Below are 26,210 nucleotides of genomic sequence, written 5' to 3'. Positions count from 1 at the left end.
CTCCGCCCGCCCCGGGACAGGGCGGGCGGAGGCCCGCACACTGAGGAGGTGGGTGGCCCCGGGGGCACCCACAACACCACCTCACATCAACCGGCCCCCCACGAACCCGCCCGACCCCACGGGACCACCGCAACCCCCAAGCCACACCGCCGATCCGGCCCGCGGGGCGGCATCGTAGAGTGCGGCTCGTCGAGCCAAACCGTCTGACCGCCATCCACGTCGACGGTCAGGCCGAAGCAGTCGACGGAGGGCCGCTCCTCGGCCTCCCACCAGGCCAGCGCGTCTTCGACCTCGTCCCATAGCGAACGCTCCCCGTCCTGGCAGACCTCCCCCGGCCCCCCGTCCCCAGCCCACGAGACCCTCGCCCACGACCCGTCACCACGCAGGCTGGAGAACCGGGCGGTCATGCCCCCGTCGACGAGACGCCGCACGGTGTGCGTGGCGTGCGGCACGATCAGCCCGAGCACGAAGTCCTGCGCCGCGTACGGCCCGAGACCGGTCAGCCCTTCCGGCCCCGGAGTGGTACGCGACCGGCGCACCGTGGCAGGCCGGTGATCCGGCTCCGAGTCGGGGTGACCCGACCACATCCCGGACGACCCGCGGGCCCTCAGGAACTCCGGCGACCGCAGAAAGTCACCACAGGCACTCTTGCCGTCCGACCCCACGACCAACTTCACCGGCGCGCGCTGCGCGCTGAACGCCGTACCCCACGGCGCCAGGATGATCCCGCCCGGCCGCACCTGCTCCACCCACGCGCCCGGGATCGAGCGCAGCCCGCATGTCGCGATCAACCGGTCGAACGGCGCCCCGGCCGGATCACCCTCCGCCCCGTCCCCGTGCAGCACTGTGGGCCGTAACCCGGCGGCATGCAACCGCCGCCGCGCAGCGTCGGCGACCAGCCCGTCGCCGTCGACGGTGACGACACGATCGGATCCGAGCCGGTGCGCCAGCAGCCCAGCGACCCATCCCGAACCGGTACCGACGTGCAACACCCGCATACCCGGCCGGACGTCGAGATCCCGCAGCAGGGCCATCACCACCGACGGCATGGACGTCAAGCCAGGTGCATCGCCCGGACGGGCCGCGATCGGACAGTTGGAGTCGACGTATCGATACCACCGCTCATCCTCGACGCAGCGGTCCACCCGGTCCGCCTCGCCCGCCGGGTCGTCCACCCACACCACCGGCGGCAGAAACCCCGCCCGATCCACCGCGGCGAATGCGGGCGCCCATTCGCCGTCCAACGCCCGCGTCCTGGAGAGGTACCGGCCCAACTCCTCCCACCCGGCCCGCACCTCGCGATCTTCAGCGCTCACGCGCCGTCACCTCCGTCAACGCCACGTGCAACCGGCCACGGTGCTCGTCCTGGTCGCACTCGCCTCTGGTGGTGCAGGTGACGCCGCCCGCCCGCCGGACCCGGTCGCGCAGCGGTGTGCCGGCGCTCCAGGGGCGGGCGATCCGCGCCCAGTCCTCGACCAGACACACCGCCCGCGGCGACGCGTTTTCGCGCATGGCGGCGACCAACGCCTCCCACGCGGGCCGGTGATCACACGTCAGCGCGTCGTCACCCCGGTCGACCCACGCCCCGGCGACGAACCAACCCCGGGCCTCGGCGAAGTCACGGCATCGGGTCAGGCGCTCGTCGAGCGCTCCCAGGGCGTGGGTGGCGCTGCGGTCGTAGATGTAGGCGGTCACGCTCGGCGGCGGCATCTGCGGCGCCTGCAGGGTGCTGGTACGTTCTGTCACCCGGACACAATGACGTCGGAATGTCACCCACCGCGGCGTCATCGCCAGCGGCATTTCGATGACGTGAATGGCGTCATTTAGGTGTCATTTCTCCTGGAGCGTGGTTACGGTGATCGGTATGGCAACCCCGAACAGTGCCCTGCAAGCGGCCCGTTTGTCGCTGCAGATGTCGCAGGACGACCTCGCCCGCGCCATCCGTGCAGCCGGTGACCGCATCGGCCGGCCCAACAGCGCCAACAAGCGCCTCGTCCAACGCTGGGAAGCCGGTGCCATCGCCTCCCCCCACCCCGCTTACGCGCGAGCGCTGGAGGAGGTCACCGGTCTGCCGCTGGCCGCACTCGGCTTCACCGTGCCCCAGGCCCGAGTCGCCGGAGACGGCCGCGGCGGACACGACGTCACGGACTCACCCACCGGCACCCCCCAAGGCTCCGGCGCTACCGCACCGCGCACGGCTCCGGCGACGAACTACGCCGGCGTCTGGCTCTCGCGCTACGAGTACTACAGCTCCGGCCGCGAACAGACCTTCACCGGCGCCCACTTCGTCGTCCTCATCCAGCACGGCAATCGCCTGACCGGCCGCAGCCTCCCGAACGCCTCACTCAACCCCGGCTCTCCGCTGACGCTCGACGTCACCGTCGACGGCAGCGTCCTCACCGGAGCCTGGACGGAGCAGACCGCACTCGACGGCTACTACCGCGGTGCGCGCTACCACGGAGCCGTGCAACTGCTCGTCGAGCCCACCGGCCGTCGCATGGTGGGCAAGTGGGTCGGCTTCGGCAAGGAGCTGGACATCAACAGCGGACCGTGGGAACTGGTCTTCCAGGACGCATCCACCTCGAAGACCGTCCTGGACGAGTACAACCGCCCACCAGAAGCCTGAACGCAGGGTCGGCCGAGGCGACGAGGCGCAGGATTCCTGCCCCCCGTACGCGGCACCCGAGGAGGTCGAAGGCCGGCGCCTGGCGGGGCGAAGTCCTGACGCGGCTGGGTCGGGGGCGTCGTGGTGTCAGCCGAGGTAGTGGATTCTGCGTAACAGCAGGCGCCGAAGGTGTGGGGCGTCGATCACGATGAGGGTGGAGTAGGTGAGCTGCAGGCTGAGGGCTCGTCTCACATCGCGGTGATCGTCGTCGCTGCGAGGCCGGGTGTGCGTCCACGGGTCCTGGCACGCTAGGCGGATGGCGTGGTCGAACTCTTCCCTCGCGTCGCCGGGGAGAGAGTCCCAGACGGCTTCTACGGGCGGCTCGTAGCGGAGCTTGTACACACCGTTGAGCTTGCCAGGTCAGGCGGCGCCGCGTGAACGGATTCCCTCTTCGATCTGCTGGAGGCGCTCGGTGCCGTCGATCCACACCCCGGGGGGGTCTTCGCCGCGCCGGACGGCTTCGACGATGACGTCCGTATCGTCGAAGGACTCTTCGATGCTCTTCGCGATGCGCTCCCACTTTGCGAAGACGGTGAGGAGTTGGTGGGCGGGTGCGGTGTTGATCTCGGCGAGGAATCGCGCCACGAGGTCGGGGTCGGCGAGTGCGTCACGAATCCGTTCGATCGTCCACGGTGCGTCATTGCTCATGACTCGACTCCAGACTCCCGGGACCCTGCGCCTGACCTGCGGAGATACCTACTCCAAGCGTGTGACGTTACGAGGTTAGCGCACAGGGAGTTGTCTGCACCGGCGGTTGTCGCTTCCCGCCAGGCGGGCGGCGGGAAGCAGCAGGCGGGTGCCGCGGAGGCGTCGGACTCGTGGTCGATGGCTTCGGCGGCTCCGGAGGTCCCGCGCGGGTCCGTCGGCGAGTGCCGGCTCAGTCGCAGACCGTCAGAGGCGCTCCACAAACCTCGCCCGCCACTGCGGCGACGGGTCCGAGCCCAGCTCGCTCCAGTACTCCCGGGCGGCCACGATCCGTCCGGAGCGCACCGTCCAGAAGGACGCCACGCGGTGCACGCCCATCGTCTCGTGCGGCACCTCCACCTCCGAGACCACCTCCTCGCCCGCGGCCACGATCCGCAGCACCCTGATCGACCAGCCCTCCGGATACTCCGCGTTGACTCCCACGTAGTTCGCCCGGCCCACGATCCGTTCGCCGCTGACCGGCCATTCGACGACGACATCGTCGGCCAATAGCTCGCCGACGCCGCCCCAGTCCCGCGCCTGCATGCGCGCCCAGAGCTCGTGGATGATCTTCGAAGGCTCCATGGGGGCATACTCTCAGCGCCCACTGACATCGCGTATCGATCACTCTTCCGGTCGACACGCCCATCGCCGCGGGCTTTCATGGAATTGCGGACTTCCCCCGGTTCGTACGTCCCGGGGAAGCCGCGAGCGACCCCTACCTCCGGCGGGAGGCACCGTGCAGACCGACAAGCGCCCGTCCGACGGCAGCGGCCGGGACGACGGCCGTCGGCGTCGTCCCGGCGGCGGGCACGGCCGCGGGGATGTGGCGCCCGACGGGGCCGCGGGCTCGCGGGACGCGTACGAGGACGAGCAGGACGAGGCCATCGACGCCGACCCGCAGCTGCGCGAGATCGGGCGGGCCCGGCTTCGCAAGCGCGCGGGCCGGCCGGCCGGGGGTGACGAGTCCGGTGGGCCGCGTCGCTGAGCGGCGGACGACCTGCCGATTACTCCCTCCGGTCGACACCTGAACGGCGGAGGCGTTACATGGTGATATGCCGGTTTCGCCGGACGAGTCGGCGGACCGCTTCTATCCCTGCACGCACCATCCAGCGGGAGGAACAGTGCAGACCGACAGGAACACATCCAGGGGCCGCAGTGGCAAGGCCGCGAAAGCCGCGGGGGTAGGGCGCGAGACCGACGCCGCCGCTGCGGCGGGCGGCGGTCAGGGCGAGACGATGGGCCGGCGCGGTCAGCAACCGGGGCGTGAGCAGCGGGGCGGCGCGGCGCAGGACCAGCGTGTCGTCGCGTATCGCGAGCGGCTGCAGGTCGAGCCCGTCGACCAGCGGCAGCCGATGGGCGAGGCCGAGGTCACGATCCGGGTGCGGGAGACGCCGCAGCGGTTCGAGGTCACCCGCGGCCACGACGAGTGCGTCGTACGGCGCAGCGACGTGGACGGCAAGGAGGGCAACCTGATCGCCGGCGACCACCACGAGTTCGTGGAGCGCAGCGTGAAGGTGCCGCTCTACGGCGAGAACGCCGAGGTCGTCGTGCACAAGGTGTCCGAGCCCTACGCGGTGGCCGACATCGCCACCCGGCGGGTCGAGGACACGCAGACGTTCGAGACCGTTCTCAAGACCGAGGAGATCGTCGAGAACGTGCCGTCCGGCGCGGGTTCGGCGATGAGCGTCCGCGAGGTGCAGGAGGGCTACGACCTGCGTGAGGGCGCCCGGCGCGAGCAGCACGAGCAGCGCGCGGAGACGGGCCGCACGCCCGGCCACGCCGCCGCGCCCGAGAGCGCCGACACCCCGGGTGCGGCCGAGGACATCGGGGAGGGCAAGGGCCGGGGCCGCTGGTTCTGACGGCGTCCCCACCCGGCCGATCGCGCCCACCCGGCCGGTCGGTCCCACCCGGCCGGTCGCGCCCACCGGGCCGATCGAACCGGCCGAGCGAGGGCGGGGGTCCGCGAAGATGCGGGCTCCCGCCCGCCGCGTGCGCGGGCGGAGGCGGACTACGGGGCGGATCACGGCGCGGAAGGACTACGCCGTCTTCTTGCCCGCCGTCTTCTTCGCCGCCGTCTTCTTCCCCGCGCTCTTCTTCGCCGCCGTCTTCCCGGCCGCCTTCTTCGTCGTCTTCTTGGCCGCCGCCTTCTTCCGCGGCGTCCCCCCGCGCTTGTCCTTCGCCGCCTTGACGCTCGCCTCCAGCGCCGACATCAGGTCGATCACCTGCCCCCGCTCCTCGCCGCGCTCCTCCTCCGGCAGCGGCGCGACACCCTCCTTGCTCGCGACGAGTGCTTCGACCGCCTCGCGGTACTCGTCCGTGAACTCGTCCGGGTCATAGCCGCCCAGCGCGTCCATGAGGGAGTCGACCATGTCCAGTTCCTGCCGGCGCACCGTCACCTTCTCGTCCGGTGCCACCGACTGCGCCGAGCGCACCTCGTCCGGCCACAGCATCGTGTGCAGGACGAGCACGTCCTCTTCCGCCAGCACCCGCACCAGCGCGGGCGCCTCGCGGTTGCGGAGCGCGACCTTGACCACCGCCACCCGCTCCGAGCGCTTCAGCGCCTCGCGCAGCAGGACGTACGGCTTGGCGGCCGCGGCGTCGACGGGCTTGACGTAGTACGCGCGCGAGAACTGGATGGGATCGAAGTGGCCGACCTCCTCGAAGCCCACCACGTCGATGATCTTCTTGCTGGGCAGCGGCAGCTGGGCGAGGTCGTCGGGGGTGAGCACGACTATTTCGCCGTCGGCCGTCTCGTACGCCCTGGTGATGTCCGCGTACTGCACCTCGCGGTCCTCCAGCTCGCAGAACCGCCGGTAGCGGATCCGGCCGCCGTCCTCGGCGTGCACCTGCCGGAAGGACACGCCGCGCTCCTCGGTGGCGGAGTACAGCTGGACGGGGATGCTGACCAGCCCGAAGGAGATCGCACCCTTCCATATAGATTTCATCCATATGTCCTCTCTCCCGGAGGTTCAGCATATGCCGGTCACCGAGGTCGAAGGCCGCCGCCTGAAGCTCAGCAACCTGGACAAGGTCCTCTGGCCCGAGCCCGGCTTCACCAAGGGCGAGGCGCTGCACTACTACGCCCAAGTCGCCGACGTCCTGCTGCCGCACGTGCGCGACCGGGCCGCGTCCTTCCTGCGTTTCCCGGACGGTGTGGACGGGGAGCGCTTCTTCGCCAAGAACACCCCGGCGGGCACGCCTGAATGGGTGAGGACCGCGGATGTCGAGCTGACCCGGAGCACCGTGCACCACGTACTCGTCCAGGACCTCCCCACCCTGCTGTGGGCGGCGAACCTGGCCGCGCTGGAGCTGCACGTACCGCAGTGGAAGGCGCTGGCCGGCAGGGGAGGGAAGGAGGCGGTGCGGGTCAGGGCGGACGAACGTCCCGCCGACCGGATCGTCTTCGACCTCGACCCCGGTCCGCCGGCCACCGTCGTGGAGTGCTGCCGTGCCGCGCTGCTGCTGCGCGAGGCGCTGCGCGCGGACGGACTCGACGCCTGGCCGAAGACCTCCGGGGCGAAGGGCCTGCACCTGTACGTGCCGATCGCGCCCGCCGCCGCCGAGGCCACCAGCGCGTACGCCAAGGGCCTGGCGCGGCGGCTGGAGGAGGAGAACCCGGGGCTGATCCTGCACCGGATGGCCAGGAAGCTGCGCCCGCGGAAGGTCTTCGTCGACTGGAGCCAGAACTCGCGGGCGAAGACCACCGTCGCCCCGTACGTGCTGCGCGCGAAGGCCCGGCCGACCGTCTCCACCCCGCTGACCTGGGACGAGGTGGAAGGCTGCGCGGATCCGGACGAGCTGGTCTTCCTCCCCGACGACGTACTGGAGCGCATCGGGGAACACGGTGACCTGCTGGAGCCGCTGTTGGGCGAGCGCTTTGACCTGCCGGATATGCCCGATTAGTCCATTCGTAGGACAGTGGAGAGCGACCGACACGGTCGACAGGGTCACAGGGGCCCGGCGGGCTCGGGGCGTCGGGCACACGGACGTGGCCCCTCCGGCATGCGGCGGCGTGCTGAGGGGTGGGTGCGGCCTCGTGCGGCGGCGGGGCGCTGCCGCCGCACGACGGGCCCGTGCCGCGCGCCTTCCTACCCCCCGTACTCCGGCGCCCGGGCCTCCTCCGGGCCCTTGTCCGGCCGCAGCCCCCGCCACACCGGGTGCCGCAGCACACCCGCCGCCGTCCACTCCCCGTACGTCACCTCGCCCACCAACTCCGGCTCCACCCAGTGCACCGCGCCCGCCGCCCGCACGTGCCTGTCCGCGACCGGCCCCGCGAACGGGCTCGTGTCCCGGGCCAGCCCCGCCAGCCGCTCCCGCAGCACCTCCAGCGCGTGCCGCGAGAAGCCGCTGCCCACGCTGCCCGCGTAGGCCAGGTCCCCGTCCTCCGTCCATACGCCCATCAGCAGCGCGCCGACCGCGTCCGACCTGCCGCCCGCGCCCTCCGTCCAGCCGCCGACGACGACCTCCTGGGTACGGACGTTCTTGATCTTCAGCCAGAGGTCGCTGCGCCGCCCCGGCAGATACGGCGACGACAGCCGCTTCGCGAGCAGCCCCTCCAGCCCGTACCGCAGGGTCATCTCCCGCGCCTCGGCGCCGTGGCCCTCCCAGTGCGGGGGAGTGCGCCAGTGCGGGCCGTCGACGTCCAGGCCCGCGAGCAGCGCGCGGCGCTCGCGGTACGGCAGGCGCAGGGTGGACTCGCCGTCGAGGTGCGGCACGTCGAACGCCATGTAGTGGACCGGCACCTCGGCGGCGAGGCGGGCGACGACGGCGCGGCGGGTGAGGTTCATCCGGCGCTGCAGCGCGCCGAACGAGGGCCGGCCGTCCGGGGCCAGCGCCACGATCTCGCCGTCGAGCACGCAGGCGTGCCCGGCGGCGGCGAGGGCCTCGCCGAGCGGGGCCAGCTCGGGGTAGCGGGCGGTGACGTCGTTGTCGTTGCGCGACAGCAGCCTCAGGGAGCCGTCGCCCGGGGCGTAGGCGACGGCGCGGATGCCGTCCCACTTCAGCTCGTACCCCCAGGAGGGGTCCGCGGCGGCCGACGGCAGGCTGCCGGAGACCGCCAGCATGGGCGTGACGTGCGGCAGCCCGCCGAGGTCGGTCATGCGGGCAGAGTAAGTTCCGGGCCGGCGCTACGCCTCCTGGGCGATGTCCGCCTGCAACGGCGCCAGGGTGCCGCCGATCGTCTTCACGGTGTCGTCCGGCACGCCGAGGCCGACGAGGGTGGCCGTCAGGTGGTCGACGACCCGCTCGAAGTGGGCCGTCGTGATGCCGAGGCCCTCGTGTGCCTTGCGCATGCCGCGGCCGTTGTACGCGGCGGGGCCGCCGAGTGCGGCGCCTATGAAGGCGCGCTGGTGGCGCTTGAGGCGCTGGACGTCGATGCCGTCGAAGAACGGCTTCAGCTCCGGGTCGTCGAGCACTCGGTCGTAGAAGTTGTCCACGGCGGTGGCGACCGCCGTCTCCCCGCCGATCGAGTCGTAAATAGTCATAGGGCCCGATTATTGGTGCCAGTGGGGCTGGAGTGAAGAGCGTAGAACGTTTAATTCCGGCCCAAGATTTCGCCAACTGTTGCCCAGGAGCCCTGCGTTGTCAGCCGTTATCGCCCATGCGCTGCAGGATCGCCCGCTTTGCCGCTGCGAATTCTTCGTCGGTCAGTATCCCGGCGGCGTGCAACTCGCCCAGCTCGCGCAGCCGGCGCAGCACCGCGTCGTGGTCGTCGGCCGGAACCGCGGTGTCCCGGGACTCCGTCCCGGCGTCCGCCGCCTTGCGGAACTCCACCGGCACCGCGTCCTCGGGCTCCGCCCCGTTCGCCGCGGCGGGCTCAGTGGACTCGGCGGGCTCGGCCGGCAGGGCGGGCACCGCGGGCGCGTTCGGGTGCGGCAGCCGTACGGTCACCGCCGCGGCCAGCAGCACCGCGGCCCCGGTCTCCTTCTTCGTGCCCCACAGCGCCAGCGTGTGGGGGTCCTTGTCCGGGTCGAGGAAGACCGCCGTCCCGTGCGGCCGGAACCGCAGGCCGCCCGACTCCAGGCCCGCCGCCCCCGCCCACTCCACGCCCGCCAGCTCGGCGAGCGGGAAGACCCGGTTCCCGACCCGCTTCTTGACGTCCTCGACCAGCCAGTTCCACTCCAGCCTGACCCGCTCGCCATCGAACGTCGCGGTGCCGTCCAAGCCGGCCGCGGTCAGCGGCACCGCGGGGCCCGGCAGCAGATAACGGTCGACCGGCCCGTCCGGAACCTCGTCCAGCAGCAGTGACCTGCGTACCTCCTCGGCGAAGTACTCCGCGACCCCGCCGCGGTCGCGCTCCGGCCGCAGCAGGTACGGGCTCGCCGCCTCCGAAAGCCGCCCGCCGGCGGCGCGCAGCAGCGGGCACGCGCCGTCGCGCAGCCGCAGCCGCAACAGTCCGCCCTTGCGCCCCGGTTCGTACGCGATCCCCGCCACGGCCGGCAGCGGCACCGCGACCTCGCCGAGCAACTGCCGCAGTTTGTGCACTCCCCGGTCGCGGCCGGGGGCGATCCGTATGATGTCGCCGTCGAACGCCCAGCTGCCGTCTTTCGCGATCACCTCGGCCATACCGCGAGTCTATGGCGCGGCCATGTGAACGTCAGTTCGTCTGGAATCCGTTCGAGACGTCAACGCTCCGTCACCTGACCGCCGCGTGGCGTATGGACAGTGGTTGCCGCCAACAACTGAAATACGGCGCATGACGCCTCCTCACCCGCAGGACGCCCTGCGCGCCGCCGCCGCGCACGTGAGCCGCCGCCGCTTCCTCACCGTCACCGGTGCCGCCGCCGCGCTCGCCTTCTCCGTCGGCCTGCCGCGGGCCCACGCGGACGAGCCCGCGGACCCGGGGCAGATCCGCCAGGAGCCCTTCACCCTCGGTGTCGCCTCCGGCGACCCGGCGCCCGACGGCGTGGTGCTGTGGACCCGGCTCGCCCCTGCGGCGTTCGAGCCCGACGGCGGCATGCCGCCGAGCCCGTTCATGGTCGACTGGGAGATCGCCCACGATGAGGGCTTCGGCCGAGTCGCCCGGCGCGGACAGGAGTTGGCGCACCCCGAGTACCACCACACCGTGCACGTCGAGGTCGACGGGCTCGCCCCCGGCCGCCCGTATTACTACCGCTTCCGTCTCGGCCGCTGGACCAGCCCCGTCGGCCGGACCAGCACGGCGCCGGGGTACGGGGAGCGCAACTCCTCCATGCGCTTCGGCGCGATCGCCTGCCAGAACTACCCGGGCGGCTACTACACCGCGTTCAAGCACCTCGCGAACGAGGACCTCGACGCCGTCTTCCACCTCGGCGACTGGATCTACGAGGGCGCCGTCGACTCCGCCGGCGGCAGCCGCGCCTACCCCACCGGCACCCTCTCCGACGTCTTCAACCACGAGACCGTCACGCTGACGGACTACCGGCTGCGCTACGCCCTCTACCGCAGCGACGCCGACCTGCGCGCCGCCCAGGCCGCCCACCCCTGGATCCTCACCTGGGACGACCACGAGGTCGAGAACAACTACGCGGGCGCGATCTCCCAGGACAACCAGCCGCCCGAGGAGTTCCTCGTCCGCCGCGCCGCCGCCTACCGGGCGTACTGGGAGAACCAGCCGCTGCGCAAGCCCCAGCGCCCGCGCGGCGCCGACCTGCTGCTGTACCGGCGGCTGCACTACGGGACACTGGCGCAGTTCGACGTCCTCGACGGCCGGCAGTACCGCAGCGACCAGGCTTACGGCGGCGTCTGGGCGCCGCCGGGGCCGGATGCGGACGACCCGGGGCGCACCATGCTCGGCGAGCGGCAGGAGCAGTGGCTCGCGGACGGCTGGCGGGACTCGCGGGCGCGGTGGAACGTCGTGCCGCAGCAGGTGGTGCTGGCCGAGCGGCGCAGCGAGCCGATCGAGGCGTACAACGTCAGCATGGACGCCTGGGACGGCTACACCGCCGCCCGCACCCGCTTTCTGGACGCGGCCGGGGCGGCGGGGGTGGAGAACCTCGTCGTCCTCACCGGTGACGTGCACGTGCACTACGCGATGGACGTCAAGCGGGACTACACCGACCCGGACGCGCCCGCCGTCGCCAGCGAGATCGTCGCCACCTCCATCAGCAGCGGCGGCGACGGCGCCGAGCGGCCCGCGAACTACGACCCGCTGCTGCAGGCCAACCCGCACCTGCGCTTCTACGACGGCCGCCGCGGCTACGTGACCGTCGAGCTGACCCGCGAGCAGTGCCGCGCGGACTTCCGCGTCGTGCCGTACATCACCACGGAAGGCGCCCCGATCGCGACCGCGGCTTCCTATGCGGCCGAGGCCGGAAGGCCGGGGCTGTACCGGGTGTGACGGGGCCGGCGGTGCCGCCGGCGTCGCCGGGTGCGTCGCCGGGTGCGCCACCGCCTGCGCCGCCGTCGCCTGCGCCGCCGGCCGAGCGGCTGACGGCCGCGACCCTGAGCCACAGGGCCGCGGCCTTCAGCGCCGAACCGGCGCACAGGCCCCAGGCGGCGCCGAGCACGCCGCCGGCCGCGTAGCCGGTGAGCATGCAGCCGACGGAGAGCAGGGAGAAGACGACCTGGATCGGCAGCGTGCTCTCCGGGCGCAGCACGCGCAGCGTGAGCAGCGCGCTGGTGCCGAGGGCGATGCCCGCGTACTGGCTGCCGGTGGCGGGCAGCAGCGCGGACGTCGCCGCCCAGGTGTCGCCGAGGAGTTCGCGGCCGGCGGAGTCGGGGAGGACGACGAGCACGGTCGTCCAGGCGGCGGCGGTGCCGGTGAGCAGGAGGGCGAGGGCGGCGGCGGAGCGGAGCTTGCCGCGCAGGTTCGGGATGCGGTGCATCACCGGCGGGCCGAAGGACGTCGCGGAGTTGTAGAGGACGTTCATCGGCCCGTAGAGGGTGGTGGCGCCGCGCAGCGTGCCGACCGCGAGTTGGCTCGCGACGAGCCCGAGGCCGATGACCGACAGCTGGGTGGCGCCGTTGCCCACCGCGAACTCCACCACGAAGCGGCGCCCGAGATGCCCCCGGCGCAGATAGCGCCGCCAGTCGCCGCGGGCGCCGCGGAGCCGGTACGCGGCCAGCGCGAGGCAGAGCAGCAGCGCGGGCAGCGCGGACGCACCCCACACGGCTATGAGCCGGGCCGGGGACGAGCCGTCCGGCTGCAGCACGAGCGCCGGGACGGCGACGACGAGCCGCAGCAGGTCGCCGAGGAGCGCGAGGTGCGGCAGCCGGAGCGCGGCGAAGCAGTAGCGCAGGACGTCGTGGAGCAGCACGACGGGCAGCACCAGCCCGAGCACGGCCAGCCCGTGCGCCAGCTCGCCGGGCACCGGCGCGAGCAGCAGCGCCGTCGTCCCGCCGACCGCCGCGGAGGCGAGCGCCGAGAACGTCGCCGCCGACCGGCAGGCGGAGGCGACGCCGGTGGCCGGCGGGGGCGGCGCGTCCGGGTCGGGCTCCGCCCAGGAGGGGACGACCGGCCCCTCCGGTGCGGTGTCGTCGGGCCCGACGCCGGGGCGCCCCCTGCCGTCCCTGCCCGCACGGCCCTTGCCTGCACCATCCTTGCCGCCGTCGCGCTCCAGCACCAGCGCCTGGCCCACGTAGCTGCTCTGCACGCCCAGCACGACGGTGAACGTCATGTAGACGAGGGAGAAGACCGCGAAGCCCTCGGCGGACGACCCCCGCGCCGCGACCACCAGCACCGCGATGTTCGTCAGCGCCGCCACGCCCTGGTCGGCGACGGAGGACGCGATCGCCCAGCGGGCGCGCATCTACCGCCGCGAGGAGCGCACGGCCCGGCTGTCGGCCGGGTAGTCCGCCCCCGTGGCCTTGGCCGGCGGCGCCGGTGCCACCGTGCCCGTACCCGCGTCGACGCCGCGGCCGTCGCCCCGGCCGCCGCTCCGGCCGGACCGGCCGCGCCCGCCCGCGTCGGGCTCGCCGCTGCCGTGCGAGTGCAGCACCGCGCCGAGCACCGTGCCGCCCGCGCCCGATATCAGCTCGCGGATACGCGCCAGGTCCTCGCGGTGCACCTGCCGCGGGTCGCAGACGACGAGCACGCCGTCGACCCGGTCGGCGAGCGCCAGCGCGTCCGCGTACGACAGGACGGCCGGCGCCAGCACCACCACGACCGACCCCGGCGCGTCCGCCTCCGCGATCAACTGCGTGGCCGGCGCGGACGTCAGCGCCCGCGCGGCGTTGCGTACCCGGGTGCCGGGGATCAGGTCGAAGGCACCGGACTCGCCCGCGTCGATCGGTATCTGCAGGCCCGTCGGCCAGCCGCCGTCGCCGCGCGCGGGCGTACGGGCCCAGCCGGGCCGCACCCCGTCGGCGGCGCTGAGCCGCGCCGACAGGCTCGGCGTGCGCAGGTCGGCCTCGACGAGCAGCACCTCGTGCCCCATCTCCACGAACGACGCGGCCAGGTTGACCGAGACCGCGGCGGGGATGTCTATGCCGCCGCGCGGCGCGACCACCAACAGCCGCCGCCGGTCGGCGAAGCGCTGGTCGTACGCCAGCCGGAAGGCCATCGAGCGGTACTCCTCGGCGACCCTGCCGGTGGCCAGCAGGCCGCCGGACCCGCGGGTGCGCGGCAGCGTGCCGAGCACCGGGGCGTGCAGCGCCCGTACGACATCGCTCTCCGAGCGCGCCGTGGGGTCGAAGATCAGCCGCACCCAGGCGACGAGCAGCCCGAGGCCCACGCCGAACGCGGCGCCGAGGCCGAGCAGCATGAAGATCCCCGGCCCCGCGGGCTCGGCGGGCGGCGTGGCGTCCCGCACGACGTGCCCGGGGGTGGTGTCGAGGGCCTGCAGCTTGGCGCGGTCGGCGGTGATCTGGCCGATGCTCTGGCTGAGCGAGGAGCGGGCCGACAGCGCCGACTCCAGCGCCCGGCCCTCGCCGAGCGCCTCGATCTCGTCGTCGAGCGCGTCCCGCTCCGCGATCAGGGGTTTGATCTGGTCGTCGTAGGCCTTGACCATGTTGTCGATGGTGCGCTTGCTCTTGTCCTCGCGGTACGCGAGGTAGGCGGCGGCGAAGGCGTTGGAGCGCTCGGCGGCGGTGCCGGGGTCGTCCGCGCTGTAGTCGAAGCGCAGCACCAGCGTGTTCGGCGGGTTGGTGACCTGCAGGCCGTGCTGCAGCTTCTCGCCGTCCTCGGGGTGGCCCACCTCGTCGGCGACGATCTTGGCCACCGCGTTGCTCGCGGCGGTCTGCCGCTCCGTGCCGATGTTCTCCTTGATGGCCGTTGCGTCGCTGCCGGAGGCGAAGGGGTCCAGGCTGACCTGGCGCAGCGTGACCTCACTTGAGGCGATGTACTCCTCGCCGGAGGCCAGGGCGATCCAGCCGCCGCCGAGCAGCCCGAGGACCACGCCCAGGACGATCATTCCGCGGTAGCGCAGGAGCTGCCGGAACTGGTCGCGCAGCAGGTCGGGCTCGTCCTGCGGCTGCATGGCGTGGCTGTCGCCCGGAACGTGCTGTGACATGGTCTCGGCCCCCCTCAACCGGTCTTGTCAGTATGGGGGACGGGCTCCCCGGCCGGCTCCCCGGCCGCCTTCCGCCTGTGGATAACCGACCGGTTGTGGACAACCGGCCCCCCGGCCCCGTCCAGCGCCCCGTCCAGGGCCTCGTCCAGCAGCGCGGTGATACGGCCCAGGCCCGCCTCGCTGCTCAGGTGCTCCCGGACGTACACCGGCCCCTTCGCGCCCAGCGCGGCGCCAAGGTCCGGGTCCCCGGCCAGCGTACGCACCGCCGCCAGCAGCGCCTCCGGGTCCTCCGGCGGCACCACCACCCCCGCGCCCGCGCGCCGCATCTCCTCCGCCGCGCCGCCGCCTTCGGCCACCGCGGCGACCACGGGCCGGCCGGCGGCGAAGTACGAGGTGAGCTTCGACGGCACGCTCATGTCCAGGACCGACGACCGCTGGGTGACCGCAAGCACGTCCGCCGCGGCCAGCACGTCGGTGAACTCCCCGGAGTCCGCGGGCGGCAGGAAGTCGAGGTTCGGCAGCCCCGCGCCCAGGGCGGCGAGCCGCTCGCGCTGGTTGCCGTCGCCCATCAGCACGACCCGCAGCGACGGATCCGACCGGGCCGCCTCGACGAGCACCTCCAGGCCCTGCTTCAGCCCCATGTTGCCGGAGTGCAGCAGCACCGTCTGCCCCTCGCGCCACCCCAGCCGGGCGCGCATCTCCGCGCGCGGCCGGGTCGGTCCCGTCACGTGCGACCAGTTGGGGACGACACGTATCAGCTTCTCGTCGACGCCCATCGCGGCCACCCGCGGGACGAACGTCTCGTGGATCACCCCGACCAGCGACGCCCGCCGCAGCACCCGGGACTCCACCGCGCGGGCCACGGCCGCCGCCCGGCCCCCGCCGCGGATACCGCTCTGCGCCGCGGCGGCGCCCATCAGGTCCTGTACGACGGGTATGTACGGCACCCCGTGGCGGCGGGCGAGACGGGCGCCGAGCGCGCCGCCGGCCAGGCTGGGCAGCTGCGCGACGACCGCGTCGGGGGCGTCCATGCGGGGCGGTGCGACGATGCCGTGGGCGAGGATCGACGCCTCGTACAGCGCGCGCCGTACGGCGGTCTGCCGGGCGGGTACGGAGTGCCGGCGGCGGTGCAGGCGGACGCCGGCCAGCTCCTCCTCCCGGCGCCAGACGTCGCGGTAGCCGTCGGCGACGCGCCAGTTCGGGTAGTGCGGCATCCCGGCCAGCACGTGCACCTCGGCGCGGCCGGTCTCGACCCAGTGCTCCGCGATCTGTGTCGCGTACGGGCCGATCCCCGCCTGTTCCGGCGCATAATTGGTCGAAACCAGCAGCACCCGCGTCACCGTTCCACCCCTCGTTTGCCTTCCCGAAGCCGGCTCGCACCTTATCCGCACCTGCCCGTTATGGTTGACACTCCTGGCGCGCCAGGGGTTGTGCCACTATCAGGGGGAATACTTGGGGGGTGCCGTGGCGCACACGGTCGGCTATGCACCGGGGGTCTACGACCTCTTTCACGTCGGACACCTGAACATCCTCCGGCACGCCCGGAGTCGCTGCGACTATCTCGTCGCCGGGGTGGTCTCGGACGAGATGGCGCGGCTGGCGAAGGGCCGTGCCCCGGTCGTGCCGCTGGTCGAACGGCTGGAGATCGTACGCAGCATCCGGCATGTGGACGCCGCGTTCGTCGAGACCGTGCCCGACAAGCTGGAGACCTGGCAGCAGGTCCGCTTCAACGTCATCTTCAAGGGCGACGACTGGCGGGGCACGCCCAAGGGGGACAAGCTGGAGGCCGACTTCCGGTCGGTGGGCGTGGAAGTGGTGTATTTCCCGTACACCGTGCACACGTCGAGCACGCAGCTGCGCCGCGCGCTCGACGCCCTCGCCGACCGCACCACCCTCGCGGACCGCGCCACCCTCGCCGGCCGCGGCCCTCGCGGCGAGGCCACGGTCAGCTCGCCGCAGACAGCTCCCGGAACCATTTCGCCATGAAGGCGGCCACGAACAGCCCCGCCACCGCGGCCAGCGCCGTATAGCCGGCGAGGAACGCACTCTCGCTGCCCAGCAGCAGGAACACCACGCAGAAGACGCCGTAGTCCACGGGCAGCAGCGCCACCGCCCGCAGCCGCGAAGGCGGCGGGGCGGGCGCCGGCGCCGCGTCCGGCGCGGGCTTCGGCTTGAGCTTGTCGGCCAGCAGCCCGCCGCAGAAGATCAGCACGGCGGCCAGCTGGAAGCCCAGCGGCAGCAGCAGCCAGGCGTCCGAGGAGAGGTCGAAGAAGCGGTAGAACGAGACGAGTACGGCGGCGTGCACAGACGTGACCTTCGCGCAGTCGACGACGTGGTCCAGCCACTCGCCGGCCGCGCTCGACTCCCGGCGCAGCCGCGCCAGCTGGCCGTCCGCCGAGTCGAGGGCGAAGCCGGTGACGAGCAGCGCGTACACCGCGACGGCCAGCGGCCAGCCGGGGCGTACCAGCGCGACGGCGGCGATCCCGCAGCCGGTGAAGGCCGCGCTGAGCAGCGTCACGTGGTTCGGCCGCAGCCCGAGGACGTACGCGCCCGCCGCGAACACCCGCCCCAGCGGCCGGTTGACGTAGCGCGAGTAGAGCGAGACGCCCTTCGCCGTTTTCTGAGCTTTGCGCAACTCGCTCAGTGCTGCCCCGAATGTCATGCGCAGCATGATGATCGCTCGTACCCGTCCCGGGGAAGGGTTTTCGCCACCGGGGCGCGAATGAGAGCCGAATCACTGTGCGGTTCCCCGCGGCCGGCGGCGGATCCGGTCCCGGGCCGGTGGGCCGCCGCCGACCCGGGTATGGTGACGCCGTTCCCAGGCACAGCGCAGGAGTCGGAGAAAAAGATCATGCCGATACGCCGCTTCCGGGCGACCGTCGCCGCGGTGCCGTTGCTGGTGGCGACGCTGCTGACGCTCAGCGGGTGCGTCACGGTGCACGGCGAGGAGGTCCTCCAGCCGGCCGTGACCGAGGGCGAGGCGGGCCGCGTCCTCGACCGGTTCGGGGAGATGAACAACAAGGCCAACGAGGACTACGACCTCGACGTCAACTCCCGTATCGAGGCCGGCGGCCTCCGCGAGATCGACCAGGCGGGCCTGAAGGTGCGCAAGGCGGACCGCCCGGAGGGCAACCCCGACTACGAGCCGCTCGAGTTCCGCGACACCCGCTACCTGATCCCCCAACAGCGCGGCTGGCCGCGCTGGTTCGTCGCCGACACCCTCTCCAACCGCAACGAGCTACGCTGGTTCATGGTCTTCGTCAAGGAGGGGCCGGAGGCCCGCTGGCACGCCACCCACCTGTCGCTGCTCGACGACTCCGAGGTGGCCGCCATCGGCGAGTTCGCCGAGGACGACGACGGCCACGTCCGCCGCGTGCCGCTCGGCGAGTCCTCGGGGCTGACCGTGCCGCCGGGGCAGTTGGGCACGACGTACGCGGCGTACCTGAAGGACGGCGAGGGCGACGACTTCGCGCCCGGGCAGCACACCTCCGAGCGGGTCGGCGCCCGTGAGCAGTACCGGCGCACGCCCGAGTACGTCACGCAGTACGTCGACGAGGCCACCCCCGAGTACCCGCCGGTCGCGCTGCGGCTGGCCGACGGCGGGGCGCTGGCGCTGTTCAGCAGCCGGCACTTCGTCAAGCAGACGGTGGCCCAGGGCCGGGAGGTCGAGGTGCCGCCCGCGGCCGACCCCCTGATGAAGGGGACCCCGGAGAAGTCGCTGACGCTGGAGCGGGTCTCGCAGCAGGCGGTGGTGGTGCCGCCGCGCGACGACAAGGGCGACGGGATCATCTTCTACAACCGTCTGGAGGGGCTGGTCGGCGCCGCGGGCAGCTGAGGAGGCGGCGCTACGGGCCCTCACCCGCGCGTACGCGGGCGGAGGGCCGCGGCGCCCGTACGCGAACGGAGGGCCGCGGTCCCAGCCCGCCGGCCGGGTCGCTCAGCCCAGCGGCCACGCCGCTCAGCTCAGCGGCCAGGCCGCTCAGCTCAGCGGCCAGGCCGCTCAGCTCAGCGGCCAGGCCGCCTCGCGCTCCCGCTCCCGCTCCCGCTCCGCGCCCGCGTACGCCGCGCAGGCGTCGGTCAGCGCCCCCAGCAGTGTCAGCGGGTCGGGCAGGGGATGTTCCGGGCCGCGCAGCCACGTCACACCCTCCTCGCCCGGCAGCCGCGCCGGCGGCACCAGCACGTAGCTGCCGCGGCAGTGCCAGCGCAGCCCCGGGTGCTCGTCCATGGTCTCGGGGCGGCAGTCCAGCTCGCACGGCCACCACTCGTCCTCGTCCTCGGGCGTGCCGCGGGTGGAGGTGAAGAACAGCATCCGCCCCTGCCCCGGCGCCTCCGGACTGACCGCCACCGGGCCGACCGCGACGCCCTCCGCCTCCAGCCGCTCCAGCGCCCGCGTGCCCGCCTCCAGCGGTACGTCGAGCACGTCGTGGCTGCGGCCCGTGGCGGTGACGAAATTGGCCTCCGGCTGGGCGGCCAGCCACCGCTCGACGCGCTGCGCGTCGGCGCTGGCCTGCGTCTGCCAGGCGAAGGAGACGGCGTGGCGGCCGGGGGAGGGACAGCCGATGCGGTCACAGGAGCAGCCGTAGCCCTCCGGGTACGCGGCGGGAGCGAGCGGCAGGCCGGCGTCGGCGGCGGCGAGCAGCAGCTCCCTGCGCTCGGCGGCGGCTGCCTGCAGGCGCTCCGCGGCGGCGGCGCTGCCGCGCGTCCGGCCGCGGCGGGTGCCGGAAAGCCACTCCGGAAGCCTGCGTACCCGTGCCATGCGTCCCCTCACCTCGGCCCGTCGTCCCGATGGCCCCCGATCTTCATGCTGCCACCTGACCGGGTGCCCGTAGGCCGATACTGTGCCACGGTATGCCATCCGGTCCGCGGGCCGCCCTCCGGTACCGAGGCGCCGCGATCCGCCCCGGCCGCCGGCCGCCGCCCGTTCCGTACGCCCGGACCTGCGCGGATGCGCACGTCCAGGGGCTGCGGGCGCCCCCGGCCGGCGTGGCGCGCGATGAAAACGTGACCACCGTTCACCAGTGCGTATCGCGCTAAATGCGGCTTTGACGGGCCGCCCCGGCCGCCCGTTCCCGCCCGCACCGCCGCACCACCGTGCCCCGCGACCCGTCCCCGGTCACTCGTGTCGCACTGCTGCGCGCGCGGCCCTTCAGCAGGCACCATTCGGTTACGTGCGTCGGCGCGCGCGATCCGCGGGCCGGCGCTTGGACGTCAGCAGTGAGGAGCCCTCGTTGTTGCGCACAGCTTCGGCGCGCCGGTACCTGATGTGCCCACCGGCACACTTCGCCGTCACGTACTCCATCAACCCGTGGATGGACCCCGCCAAACCCGTCGACCTCCAGCTCGCGCTCGCGCAGTGGGAGGACCTCGTCGCCCGTCAGCGCTCCCTCGGCCACACCGTCGAGCTGCTGGAGCCCGACCCCGCCCTGCCGGACATGGTCTTCGCCGCCAACGGCGCGCTCGTCGTCGACGGCCGCGTGCTCGGCGCGCGCTTCGCCTACCCGCAGCGCAGCGGCGAGGCCGCCGCCCAGCGCCGCTGGTTCCGCGCCCACGGCTTCGCCCACTACCGCCTGCCGGAACACGTCAACGAGGGCGAGGGCGACTTCGCCGTCACCCGCTCCTGGATCCTCGCCGGGCGCGGCTTCCGCAGCAGCCCCGAGTCGCACGCCGAGGCACAGGAGTACCTGGGCCGGCCCGTCATCGGCCTCGACCTCGTCGACCCGCGCTTCTACCACCTCGACACCGCGCTGTGCGTCCTGGACGACTCCACCGACACCGACGTCATGTACTACCCCGCCGCCTTCTCCCCGGGCAGCCGCGACGTGCTCGCCCGGCTCTTCCCGGACGCCGTCCTGGCGGGGGAGGAGGACGCGCTGGCGCTGGGCCTCAACGCCGTCAGCGACGGCCGCCACGTGCTGCTGCCGCAGGCGGCGGCCGGGCTGGTCGAGCCGCTGCGGGAGCGCGGCTTCGAGCCGATCCCGATGGACCTGACGGAGCTGCTCAAGGGCGGCGGCAGCGTGAAGTGCTGCACGCTGGAGCTGCGCGAGTGAGAGCGGCCGGGCGCGGAGGCCCCGGGCCGCTGGGCCCGTGAGCCGCTGAGTCCCTGATTCCCTGATTTCCCGAGCCGTTGAGCCGCTGACCTGCTACGGCGCGTCGTGGCCGTCGCCCGCCGGCGGCGGCCACGCATCGCCCCACCGCAGGTCGCGGGCGGCGCGGTAGCGGGTGCCCTGCCGCTTGGAGACGGTCGTACGGACCAGCCCCTCGCCGGCCGTGCACAGCTGCAGCAGCACCTGCCCCTTGCGCAGCTGCGGATGCCGTACGACGCGACCGGCGGCCGGTGCACCGCCCACGCGCTCCAGGCGGGCGGCAGCGACGTACGCGAACTTCTCGTCCTCGTGCCCCAGCTCGCCGCCCTTGATCCGGCGGTGCAGCGCGGAGCGCTGCACGCGGGCGGCGAAGTGGCACCAGTCCGCGGTCCCCTCCATGGGGCACGCCGCGCTGTGCGGGCAGGGCGCCAGCACCTCGAACCCGTCGGCCACCAGCTGCCGGCGCGCGTCGAGCACCCGGCGGAACCCCTGCGGCGTTCCCGGCTCCACGACCACGATGGCGCCGCGCGCGCTGCGGGCCGCGTCCGCGACGACGTCGCCGCGTACGTCCTCGGACAGCTCGCCGAGGACGTACGAAACGGTGACGAGCGCGGCCGCCGCCCACCCGGCGCCCGCCGAGCCGCCTGCCGGTGCGCCCGCCGAGCCGCCCGTCGAGTAGTCCGCCGGGGCGGCCGTCGAGGCGTCCGCCGGGGCGCCATCGGGGCCGGCTGCCGTCGTGCCGCCCCACTGCCGGAGCCGGGTGTCGCCCGCCGGCCGGCCCCGGGTCCGGCGAGGGCCCGCCGGGGCGGCGCCGAGCGCCTGGCGGCGCCACTCGGCGGCGCGTACCGCCGGGGCGGCGGCGCCCGCCGCCAGCTCGCGGCCGAGCGCCAGGGCCGGTTCTGCGTGGTCCAGGACGAGGGTCGGCCGCGGCCCGTCCGGCCAGACGGCCGCCGCCGCCCAGACCGCGGCGCCGGTCCCGCCGCCCACGTCGAGGTGGCTGCCCGGCTCCCAGCCGGGCGCGGCGACGGCCAGCGCGCTCAGGGCGGCCCGCACGGCCTGGAACGTAGCGGGCATCCGGTACGCGGCGTACGCCGCCACATCGTCCCGGTTGCGCAGCGCGGGGGCGGGGCCGCCGCCCCGGTATCCGGCGACGAGCCTTTCCACCGCCGCGGCGGTGCGCCGCGCGCCCGCTCCGTCGAGCAGCCGCCCGAGCCCGGCGCGGAGATCATCCTCGGCATCCACGCCCCGAGCCTACGGCCCGGGCGGTGCAACGCACGTTGCGTACGGCGCGAGGCGGACGGTACGCCGGTGCCCGCGGGCCTGGAATGTCGGAGGGGCGGCCTACCCTGGGGCGGGAGTGCGGGGAACGGGGTGTGCGGAAAGACGGGGTGCGCCCGCCCAAGCGGCGGCGGGATGACCGCGTGACCACTGACTCCGCCCCCGCCCCGCCCCCCGCCGGCAGGCGGTCCCGCTCAGCGCAGCCGCTTGCGCTCGTCCGGCCGGAACGTCGCCACCAGCGCCAGACACAGCACCGCGATCCCGATCCGCCCCGTCGCCTGCAGCAGCGGTCCCCGCAGCAGGATGAACGAGTACCCCGCGACCAGCGGGACCACCGTCGCCATCACGTTCCCCGGGTCCCGGGACACGTGTCCCGACTCGGCGAACCTCCGGTCCGTCCGCGCCGCCGCGTACCCCACGAGCAGCAGCCCGCCCGCCATCCCCAGCGGCCCGAAGTCCAGCCACAGCTCCGTCCACAGCGGCGAGGACAGGTTGACGTTCGTCATCCCCATCCACGTGCCCACCTTCACGCCCGAGTCGAGCTGCTTGCCGTCCCACACCGAGCGGGGCACGAAGAAGAACGCCGACGACGCCAGCTGCTTGCCGTAGGTGTGGCCGGCGCCCGAGTCCACGTACGAGATGGTGTTCGCGAACATCACCGTCTGGTCGTAGTCCTTCATCACCAGCGGCTCCAGCACCGACCCCGACTGCGTCTCCTGCCGCCCCGCCTCGTCGTAGCGGAACTTGTCCGCGAACGGGAACAGCAGCACCGCCAGGGCCACACCCCCCGCGAGCGCCGTGCGGTACACCACGGAGCTGCGCGGGAACGCGGTGAACAGCAGCGCGAAGGCGACCGTGAGGAACCAGTACCGCGGGTTGGAGATCGGGTTGTTCACGATCCCGTTGACCAGGACGAGCCCCGCCCACGGCAGCACCACGCCCGGCTGCCGCCTGGCCCGCCGCGACGTCACCAGCCAGCGCGTCATCATCAGCAGCGCCAGCAGCGCCGGCACCGTACCGAAGCCCCGCAGGAACGCCGAGCCGACCTGCGAGCCGGACGTGCCGCCGCCGGTCAGCTCGTCGCTGATCGCCTGGCGGCTGCCGAAGAACGGCGCCGGGCCGCCGAAGGAGGCGATGAGCAGCCCGCTGCCCGCGTACGCGAGGATCACCAGCAGGTACAGCCGGCGCTTGTTGACCGACGCCACCGGCCGCGGCCGGCTCACCCGCGCCTCCGAGGCGTGCCGCGACAGCAGCGCGCCGACGTCGAACGCGACGAAGCCGGCGAGCACCAGCGCCACCGCCATCGTGAAGTCGCCCCGGGTGCCGACCACCGGCGTCGGCGTCTGCTCCAGCACGATCTGCGCCAGCGGCGCGACGCCCATCGCGACGTAGCAGAACAGCCACACGGTGCCCTGGATAAGCCGCCGCCGGGTGGCGAGGACCATCGCGGACAGCCGCGCGCCCGCGTAACAGGTGGTGGCCAGCTGGAGCCAGAAGACCGCGTCCCGTACGTCGGGCTGGGAGCGGCCGGCGACCGCCAGCGGCAGGACGAGGACGAGCGCGACGACCAGCGGGACGGACAGCGCCCGGGAGAGCACGGCGCGCGGGGCGGGGCTCTTGGGGATGACGAGGGGCGTGAACGGGCGGCGGGCCGGTGTGCCGGTGCGGGTGTCGGTACGGGTGCCGGGGCTCGTGCCCGCGGCGGCCCGGGCGCGGCGCGCGGCCTTCGCGGCCAGCGGCGCCATCCGGATCTGGACGGTCTCGTCGAGTGGCGCGCGGGCCTCGCCGTCGCGCTCGCCGGGCCGCCGCCCGCCCGGTTGGTCCGCCATCGCCCGAACTGCCCCCGCCCCGTATCGCCCCGTACAACCGTCTTGCAACCGAAGACAGTCTAAAGAGGCGCGGGGTTGTGCGCCGGGTAGGCTCCGGGAACGTATGTACGGTGCCGGGGGTGCCGGGGAGGGGACCGTCTTGAGAGTTCTGCATGTCGTCACGCTGCACACGCCCACGAACGACTTCGGCGGGCCCACGCGCGTCGCGCTCAACCTGAGCAAAGGGCTGCGGGCCCGGGGCGTCGACTCCCGTATCGCCACCCTCGGCGACGGCTTCGACGGCCCGCTGCCCCGTGACATCGACGGCGTGCCCGCGTGGATGTACCAGGCCAAGCACGTCCTGCCGCGGTTCGAGGTCAGCGGCATCACCTCGCCGGCGCTGCTGGCCCGCGCCCGCCGCCTGGTCCGCTCCGCGGACGTCGTGCACGTCCACCTCATGCGGGACCTCATCACCCTGCCGTTCGCGCTCATCGCGCAGCAGGCCGGGGTGCCGGTGGTGCTGCAGACCCACGGCATGATCGACCCCACCGAGAAGCCGGTGGCCCGCGCCGTCGACGTGCTCGGGCTGCGCCGCGCGCTGCGCAGGGCGGACGCGACGCTGTATCTGACGGAGTTCGAGCACGGCGAGATCCAGGCCGTCGTCCCGGACACGCCGCTGACCCGGCCGCGCCGCCTCGTCAACGGCGTGCCGCCGCAGGAGCGCAGGCCCGCGCGGACGTCGGGGCCGCCGACGGTCGTGTACGTCGCGCGGGTGCAGGAGCGCAAGCGGCCGGAGGACTTCATCCGGGCGATCCCCGTGGTGCTGGCGAAGCACCCGGACGCCCGCTTCGTGCTCGCCGGGCCGGACACCGGCGCGCTGGCCGAGCCGATGATGCGGCTGGCCGAGGCACTACGGGTGGCGCACTCGGTGTCGTACGTCGGCTCCCTCACCCCCGACGAGGTGCTGGCCCGGCACCGTACCGCCGACGTCTACGTACTGCCGTCGGTGGTCGAGCCGTTCCCCGTCTCCGTACTGGAGGCCATGTCGGTCGGCGTCCCCGTCGTGATCACCCGCACCTGCGGCCTCGGCCCCGACGTGGCGGAGGCCGGCGCGGGCCGGGTCCTCGACAGCCGCGCCGATACCGACAACGGCCCACTGGTCGGCCAGGCCGTGCTGGAACTGCTGGACCCGGCCGCCAACGAGGAGGCGTCGCAGGCCGCCTGGCAGTTGATCAACGACCGGTTCGCCATCGACGGCGTGGTGGACACCCTGCTGGACGTCTACGACGAGGTGCGCCGCTGAGCCGTCCGTAGCCCGGCGGTGCAGGTGGCGCGGCCGTGCGGACCGGTGGCGGTGGCGCGCTGGCGGCGTCGTGCGTCGAAAGTTTCTCCGCGGTGCGGGCACCGCGAGATCGGCCTACGCGCTCTGCTCCCGGGTCTTCAGGCCTATCTGCCAGCGGTAGAAGCTCATCGCCAGCGCGTAGTCCAGCCCCGCGCGCCCGTCGAGGAAGCCGCGCTTGTACACGTAGGCGTACGCGAACGACACCAGCGGCTTCAGCGGGGCCCGGTGGAAGAGCCGGCCCTGGCGCGTCTTGGCCTGGCGGATCTCCTCCCGGACCTCCGGGTGGAGTTCCAGCCACGCCTCCCAGTCCGAGTAGCGGTTGTGCCGCTCGAACCACGTGCGTACCGGGTCCAGGTCCTCATGCTCAAGCGTTGCCCTCAGCCGCACCACCGGGCCTTCGGCGAGCGGCTGGTAGTGGCCCTCCTGCTCGCCCATGCCCGGCGCGTTCAGGTCTCCCAGCTCCGGGAAGCGGGCGCGGGTGCGGTCCATCAGGGCGCGTTTGACGATGGTGTAGCCGTGGCGCAGGCGCTTGCCCGCGAACCAGTAGCCGAGCGGGATGTCGAACGCGGCCGGGGCCACCCGGAGAGACCCCTCGGCCGCCGGGTCGAAGATGCGGTGCAGTTCGGCGATCAGCTCCGGGCTCGGGGATTCGTCGCCGTCGACGAACAGCATCCAGTCCAGCTCGGGATGGACGTGGTCCAGGCACCACTGCTTCTTCTTAGGATATTTGCCGTCCCAGGTGTACGGGACGATCTCGGCGCCCTGGTCCGCCGCGAGGGCGCGGGTGTCGTCCGTGCTGTCCGAGTCGACCACCACCACGGCCTCGAAGTGGTCGATGACGGACCGCACCGTCGTCGCGATGTTCTCGGCCTCGTTCTTGGTCGGTATCGCGACGACGATGGGCAGTCTCTTCAAGAC

At 73.3% G+C, this 26,210-nt stretch carries 26 protein-coding genes; 9 read left to right on the top strand and 17 right to left on the bottom strand.

Annotated features, from left to right (window positions below):
• Window positions 1-86: 86 nt before the first annotated feature.
• Both T328_RS16720 and T328_RS16715 read right to left on the bottom strand, forming a co-directional pair.
• Window positions 87-1,244 carry a methyltransferase domain-containing protein gene (locus T328_RS16720; protein WP_496496844.1) on the bottom strand — a complete coding sequence of 386 codons (1,158 nt, stop codon included), beginning with the start codon at window positions 1,242-1,244 and terminating at the stop codon, window positions 87-89.
• Window positions 1,245-1,305: 61 nt separating this feature from the next.
• Window positions 1,306-1,746 carry a recombinase family protein gene (locus T328_RS16715; protein WP_496496843.1) on the bottom strand — a complete coding sequence of 147 codons (441 nt, stop codon included), beginning with the start codon at window positions 1,744-1,746 and terminating at the stop codon, window positions 1,306-1,308.
• A gap of 118 nt (window positions 1,747-1,864) precedes the next feature.
• On the opposite strand from T328_RS16715, the gene T328_RS16710 reads away from it, so the two are divergent.
• Window positions 1,865-2,626, top strand: a complete 762-nt coding sequence (locus tag T328_RS16710) for a helix-turn-helix domain-containing protein (RefSeq protein ID WP_496496842.1) — start codon at window positions 1,865-1,867, stop codon at window positions 2,624-2,626.
• A 126-nt stretch (window positions 2,627-2,752) separates the two neighbouring features.
• Here the strand turns inward: T328_RS16710 and T328_RS16705 are convergent, their stop codons facing one another.
• The 3 genes from T328_RS16705 to T328_RS16695 form a co-directional block, all read right to left on the bottom strand.
• Window positions 2,753-3,007, bottom strand: coding sequence for a hypothetical protein (locus T328_RS16705; RefSeq protein WP_496496841.1), 255 nt, complete (start codon window positions 3,005-3,007; stop codon window positions 2,753-2,755).
• A gap of 18 nt (window positions 3,008-3,025) precedes the next feature.
• Complete coding sequence (locus tag T328_RS16700; protein ID WP_496496840.1) at window positions 3,026-3,313, bottom strand: hypothetical protein; 288 nt, start codon at window positions 3,311-3,313, stop codon at window positions 3,026-3,028.
• 243 nt (window positions 3,314-3,556) lie between these two features.
• Window positions 3,557-3,934: a nuclear transport factor 2 family protein gene (locus T328_RS16695; protein WP_496496839.1), complete on the bottom strand. Its 378-nt coding sequence runs from the start codon at window positions 3,932-3,934 to the stop codon at window positions 3,557-3,559.
• A gap of 154 nt (window positions 3,935-4,088) precedes the next feature.
• Here T328_RS16695 and T328_RS16690 point away from each other — a divergent pair, with 154 nt between their 5' ends.
• Complete coding sequence (locus tag T328_RS16690; protein ID WP_496496838.1) at window positions 4,089-4,337, top strand: hypothetical protein; 249 nt, start codon at window positions 4,089-4,091, stop codon at window positions 4,335-4,337.
• Window positions 4,338-4,473: 136 nt separating this feature from the next.
• Window positions 4,474-5,211 carry a DUF2382 domain-containing protein gene (locus T328_RS16685; RefSeq protein ID WP_496496837.1) on the top strand — a complete coding sequence of 246 codons (738 nt, stop codon included), beginning with the start codon at window positions 4,474-4,476 and terminating at the stop codon, window positions 5,209-5,211.
• Window positions 5,212-5,388: 177 nt separating this feature from the next.
• On the opposite strand, the gene ku is transcribed toward T328_RS16685, so the two are convergent.
• Window positions 5,389-6,297 (bottom strand): non-homologous end joining protein Ku, encoded by a 909-nt coding sequence (ku, locus tag T328_RS16680; RefSeq protein WP_496496836.1) that lies wholly within the window; start codon window positions 6,295-6,297, stop codon window positions 5,389-5,391.
• A gap of 31 nt (window positions 6,298-6,328) precedes the next feature.
• Between ku and ligD (T328_RS16675) the strand changes: the two genes are divergently transcribed.
• The gene (gene ligD, locus T328_RS16675) at window positions 6,329-7,255 is read left to right on the top strand and encodes a non-homologous end-joining DNA ligase (protein ID WP_496496835.1); all 927 of its coding nucleotides are present in this window, start codon (window positions 6,329-6,331) and stop codon (window positions 7,253-7,255) included.
• Between the two features lie 185 nt (window positions 7,256-7,440).
• On the opposite strand, the gene ligD (T328_RS16670) is transcribed toward ligD (T328_RS16675), so the two are convergent.
• The 3 genes from ligD (T328_RS16670) to T328_RS16660 all read right to left on the bottom strand — a co-directional run bounded on the left by ligD (T328_RS16670) (window position 7,441) and on the right by T328_RS16660 (window position 9,916).
• Complete coding sequence (gene ligD, locus T328_RS16670) at window positions 7,441-8,451, bottom strand: non-homologous end-joining DNA ligase (RefSeq protein WP_496496834.1); 1,011 nt, start codon at window positions 8,449-8,451, stop codon at window positions 7,441-7,443.
• A gap of 27 nt (window positions 8,452-8,478) precedes the next feature.
• Window positions 8,479-8,835, bottom strand: coding sequence for a group I truncated hemoglobin (locus T328_RS16665; protein ID WP_496496833.1), 357 nt, complete (start codon window positions 8,833-8,835; stop codon window positions 8,479-8,481).
• Window positions 8,836-8,935: 100 nt separating this feature from the next.
• Entirely contained in the window at window positions 8,936-9,916 is a 981-nt protein-coding gene (locus T328_RS16660; RefSeq protein WP_496496832.1) for a DUF4429 domain-containing protein, read from the bottom strand.
• 130 nt (window positions 9,917-10,046) lie between these two features.
• Between T328_RS16660 and T328_RS16655 the strand changes: the two genes are divergently transcribed.
• Entirely contained in the window at window positions 10,047-11,669 is a 1,623-nt protein-coding gene (locus tag T328_RS16655; protein WP_496496831.1) for an alkaline phosphatase D family protein, read from the top strand.
• Here T328_RS16655 and T328_RS16650 read toward each other — a convergent pair.
• From T328_RS16650 to T328_RS16640, 3 genes are read right to left on the bottom strand one after another with little or no spacing between them, the layout of a single operon-like run.
• Window positions 11,590-13,080 carry an MATE family efflux transporter gene (locus tag T328_RS16650; RefSeq protein WP_496496830.1) on the bottom strand — a complete coding sequence of 497 codons (1,491 nt, stop codon included), beginning with the start codon at window positions 13,078-13,080 and terminating at the stop codon, window positions 11,590-11,592. The two genes, T328_RS16655 and T328_RS16650, sit on opposite strands and share 80 nt — an antisense overlap.
• Window positions 13,081-14,748 carry a lipopolysaccharide biosynthesis protein gene (locus tag T328_RS16645; RefSeq protein ID WP_496496874.1) on the bottom strand — a complete coding sequence of 556 codons (1,668 nt, stop codon included), beginning with the start codon at window positions 14,746-14,748 and terminating at the stop codon, window positions 13,081-13,083.
• Between the two features lie 47 nt (window positions 14,749-14,795).
• The gene (locus T328_RS16640; RefSeq protein WP_496496873.1) at window positions 14,796-16,106 is read right to left on the bottom strand and encodes a glycosyltransferase; all 1,311 of its coding nucleotides are present in this window, start codon (window positions 16,104-16,106) and stop codon (window positions 14,796-14,798) included.
• Between the two features lie 139 nt (window positions 16,107-16,245).
• Here T328_RS16640 and T328_RS16635 point away from each other — a divergent pair, with 139 nt between their 5' ends.
• Entirely contained in the window at window positions 16,246-16,767 is a 522-nt protein-coding gene (locus T328_RS16635) for an FAD synthase family protein (protein ID WP_496496829.1), read from the top strand.
• On the opposite strand, the gene T328_RS16630 is transcribed toward T328_RS16635, so the two are convergent.
• Window positions 16,727-17,443: a CDP-alcohol phosphatidyltransferase family protein gene (locus T328_RS16630; protein ID WP_496496828.1), complete on the bottom strand. Its 717-nt coding sequence runs from the start codon at window positions 17,441-17,443 to the stop codon at window positions 16,727-16,729. The two genes, T328_RS16635 and T328_RS16630, sit on opposite strands and share 41 nt — an antisense overlap.
• A 189-nt stretch (window positions 17,444-17,632) precedes the next feature.
• Between T328_RS16630 and T328_RS16625 the strand changes: the two genes are divergently transcribed.
• Window positions 17,633-18,616 carry an SCO2278 family lipoprotein gene (locus T328_RS16625; protein ID WP_496496827.1) on the top strand — a complete coding sequence of 328 codons (984 nt, stop codon included), beginning with the start codon at window positions 17,633-17,635 and terminating at the stop codon, window positions 18,614-18,616.
• Between the two features lie 165 nt (window positions 18,617-18,781).
• On the opposite strand, the gene T328_RS16620 is transcribed toward T328_RS16625, so the two are convergent.
• Window positions 18,782-19,537: a bifunctional DNA primase/polymerase gene (locus tag T328_RS16620; RefSeq protein ID WP_496496826.1), complete on the bottom strand. Its 756-nt coding sequence runs from the start codon at window positions 19,535-19,537 to the stop codon at window positions 18,782-18,784.
• Between the two features lie 475 nt (window positions 19,538-20,012).
• Here T328_RS16620 and ddaH point away from each other — a divergent pair, with 475 nt between their 5' ends.
• Entirely contained in the window at window positions 20,013-20,828 is an 816-nt protein-coding gene (ddaH, locus tag T328_RS16615) for a dimethylargininase (protein ID WP_496496872.1), read from the top strand.
• Between the two features lie 93 nt (window positions 20,829-20,921).
• Here the strand turns inward: ddaH and T328_RS16610 are convergent, their stop codons facing one another.
• Both T328_RS16610 and T328_RS16605 read right to left on the bottom strand, forming a co-directional pair.
• Entirely contained in the window at window positions 20,922-22,028 is a 1,107-nt protein-coding gene (locus T328_RS16610; protein WP_496496871.1) for a small ribosomal subunit Rsm22 family protein, read from the bottom strand.
• A gap of 308 nt (window positions 22,029-22,336) precedes the next feature.
• Complete coding sequence (locus tag T328_RS16605; RefSeq protein ID WP_496496825.1) at window positions 22,337-23,971, bottom strand: hypothetical protein; 1,635 nt, start codon at window positions 23,969-23,971, stop codon at window positions 22,337-22,339.
• 139 nt (window positions 23,972-24,110) lie between these two features.
• On the opposite strand from T328_RS16605, the gene T328_RS16600 reads away from it, so the two are divergent.
• Window positions 24,111-25,253 (top strand): glycosyltransferase, encoded by a 1,143-nt coding sequence (locus T328_RS16600; protein ID WP_496496824.1) that lies wholly within the window; start codon window positions 24,111-24,113, stop codon window positions 25,251-25,253.
• Between the two features lie 114 nt (window positions 25,254-25,367).
• Here T328_RS16600 and T328_RS16595 read toward each other — a convergent pair whose 3' ends face one another.
• A complete protein-coding gene (locus tag T328_RS16595) occupies window positions 25,368-26,207 on the bottom strand; it encodes a glycosyltransferase family 2 protein (RefSeq protein ID WP_496496823.1) in 840 nt (279 codons plus the stop codon).
• Window positions 26,208-26,210 lie beyond the last annotated feature (3 nt).

It is taken from the genome of Streptomyces sp. CNX435 (genome assembly GCF_059570575.1).
Note: the sequence above shows the minus strand (reverse complement) of the source record. Positions and strands in the feature narration are given on the sequence as shown.

Bases quoted from the DNA above. Each gene is read 5' to 3' on its own strand.
- T328_RS16710 (WP_496496842.1), top strand. From the start codon at position 1,865: ATGGCAACCCCGAACAGTGCCCTGCAAGCGGCCCGTTTGTCGCTGCAG.
- T328_RS16700 (WP_496496840.1), bottom strand. From the start codon at position 3,313: ATGAGCAATGACGCACCGTGGACGATCGAACGGATTCGTGACGCACTC.
- T328_RS16695 (WP_496496839.1), bottom strand. From the start codon at position 3,934: ATGGAGCCTTCGAAGATCATCCACGAGCTCTGGGCGCGCATGCAGGCG.
- ku (WP_496496836.1), bottom strand. From the start codon at position 6,297: ATGAAATCTATATGGAAGGGTGCGATCTCCTTCGGGCTGGTCAGCATC.
- ligD (WP_496496835.1), top strand. From the start codon at position 6,329: ATGCCGGTCACCGAGGTCGAAGGCCGCCGCCTGAAGCTCAGCAACCTG.
- ligD (WP_496496834.1), bottom strand. From the start codon at position 8,451: ATGACCGACCTCGGCGGGCTGCCGCACGTCACGCCCATGCTGGCGGTC.
- T328_RS16665 (WP_496496833.1), bottom strand. From the start codon at position 8,835: ATGACTATTTACGACTCGATCGGCGGGGAGACGGCGGTCGCCACCGCC.
- T328_RS16660 (WP_496496832.1), bottom strand. From the start codon at position 9,916: ATGGCCGAGGTGATCGCGAAAGACGGCAGCTGGGCGTTCGACGGCGAC.
- T328_RS16655 (WP_496496831.1), top strand. From the start codon at position 10,047: ATGACGCCTCCTCACCCGCAGGACGCCCTGCGCGCCGCCGCCGCGCAC.
- T328_RS16650 (WP_496496830.1), bottom strand. From the start codon at position 13,080: ATGCGCGCCCGCTGGGCGATCGCGTCCTCCGTCGCCGACCAGGGCGTG.
- T328_RS16645 (WP_496496874.1), bottom strand. From the start codon at position 14,748: ATGCAGCCGCAGGACGAGCCCGACCTGCTGCGCGACCAGTTCCGGCAG.
- T328_RS16630 (WP_496496828.1), bottom strand. From the start codon at position 17,443: ATGACATTCGGGGCAGCACTGAGCGAGTTGCGCAAAGCTCAGAAAACG.
- T328_RS16625 (WP_496496827.1), top strand. From the start codon at position 17,633: ATGCCGATACGCCGCTTCCGGGCGACCGTCGCCGCGGTGCCGTTGCTG.
- T328_RS16620 (WP_496496826.1), bottom strand. From the start codon at position 19,537: ATGGCACGGGTACGCAGGCTTCCGGAGTGGCTTTCCGGCACCCGCCGC.
- T328_RS16605 (WP_496496825.1), bottom strand. From the start codon at position 23,971: ATGGCGGACCAACCGGGCGGGCGGCGGCCCGGCGAGCGCGACGGCGAG.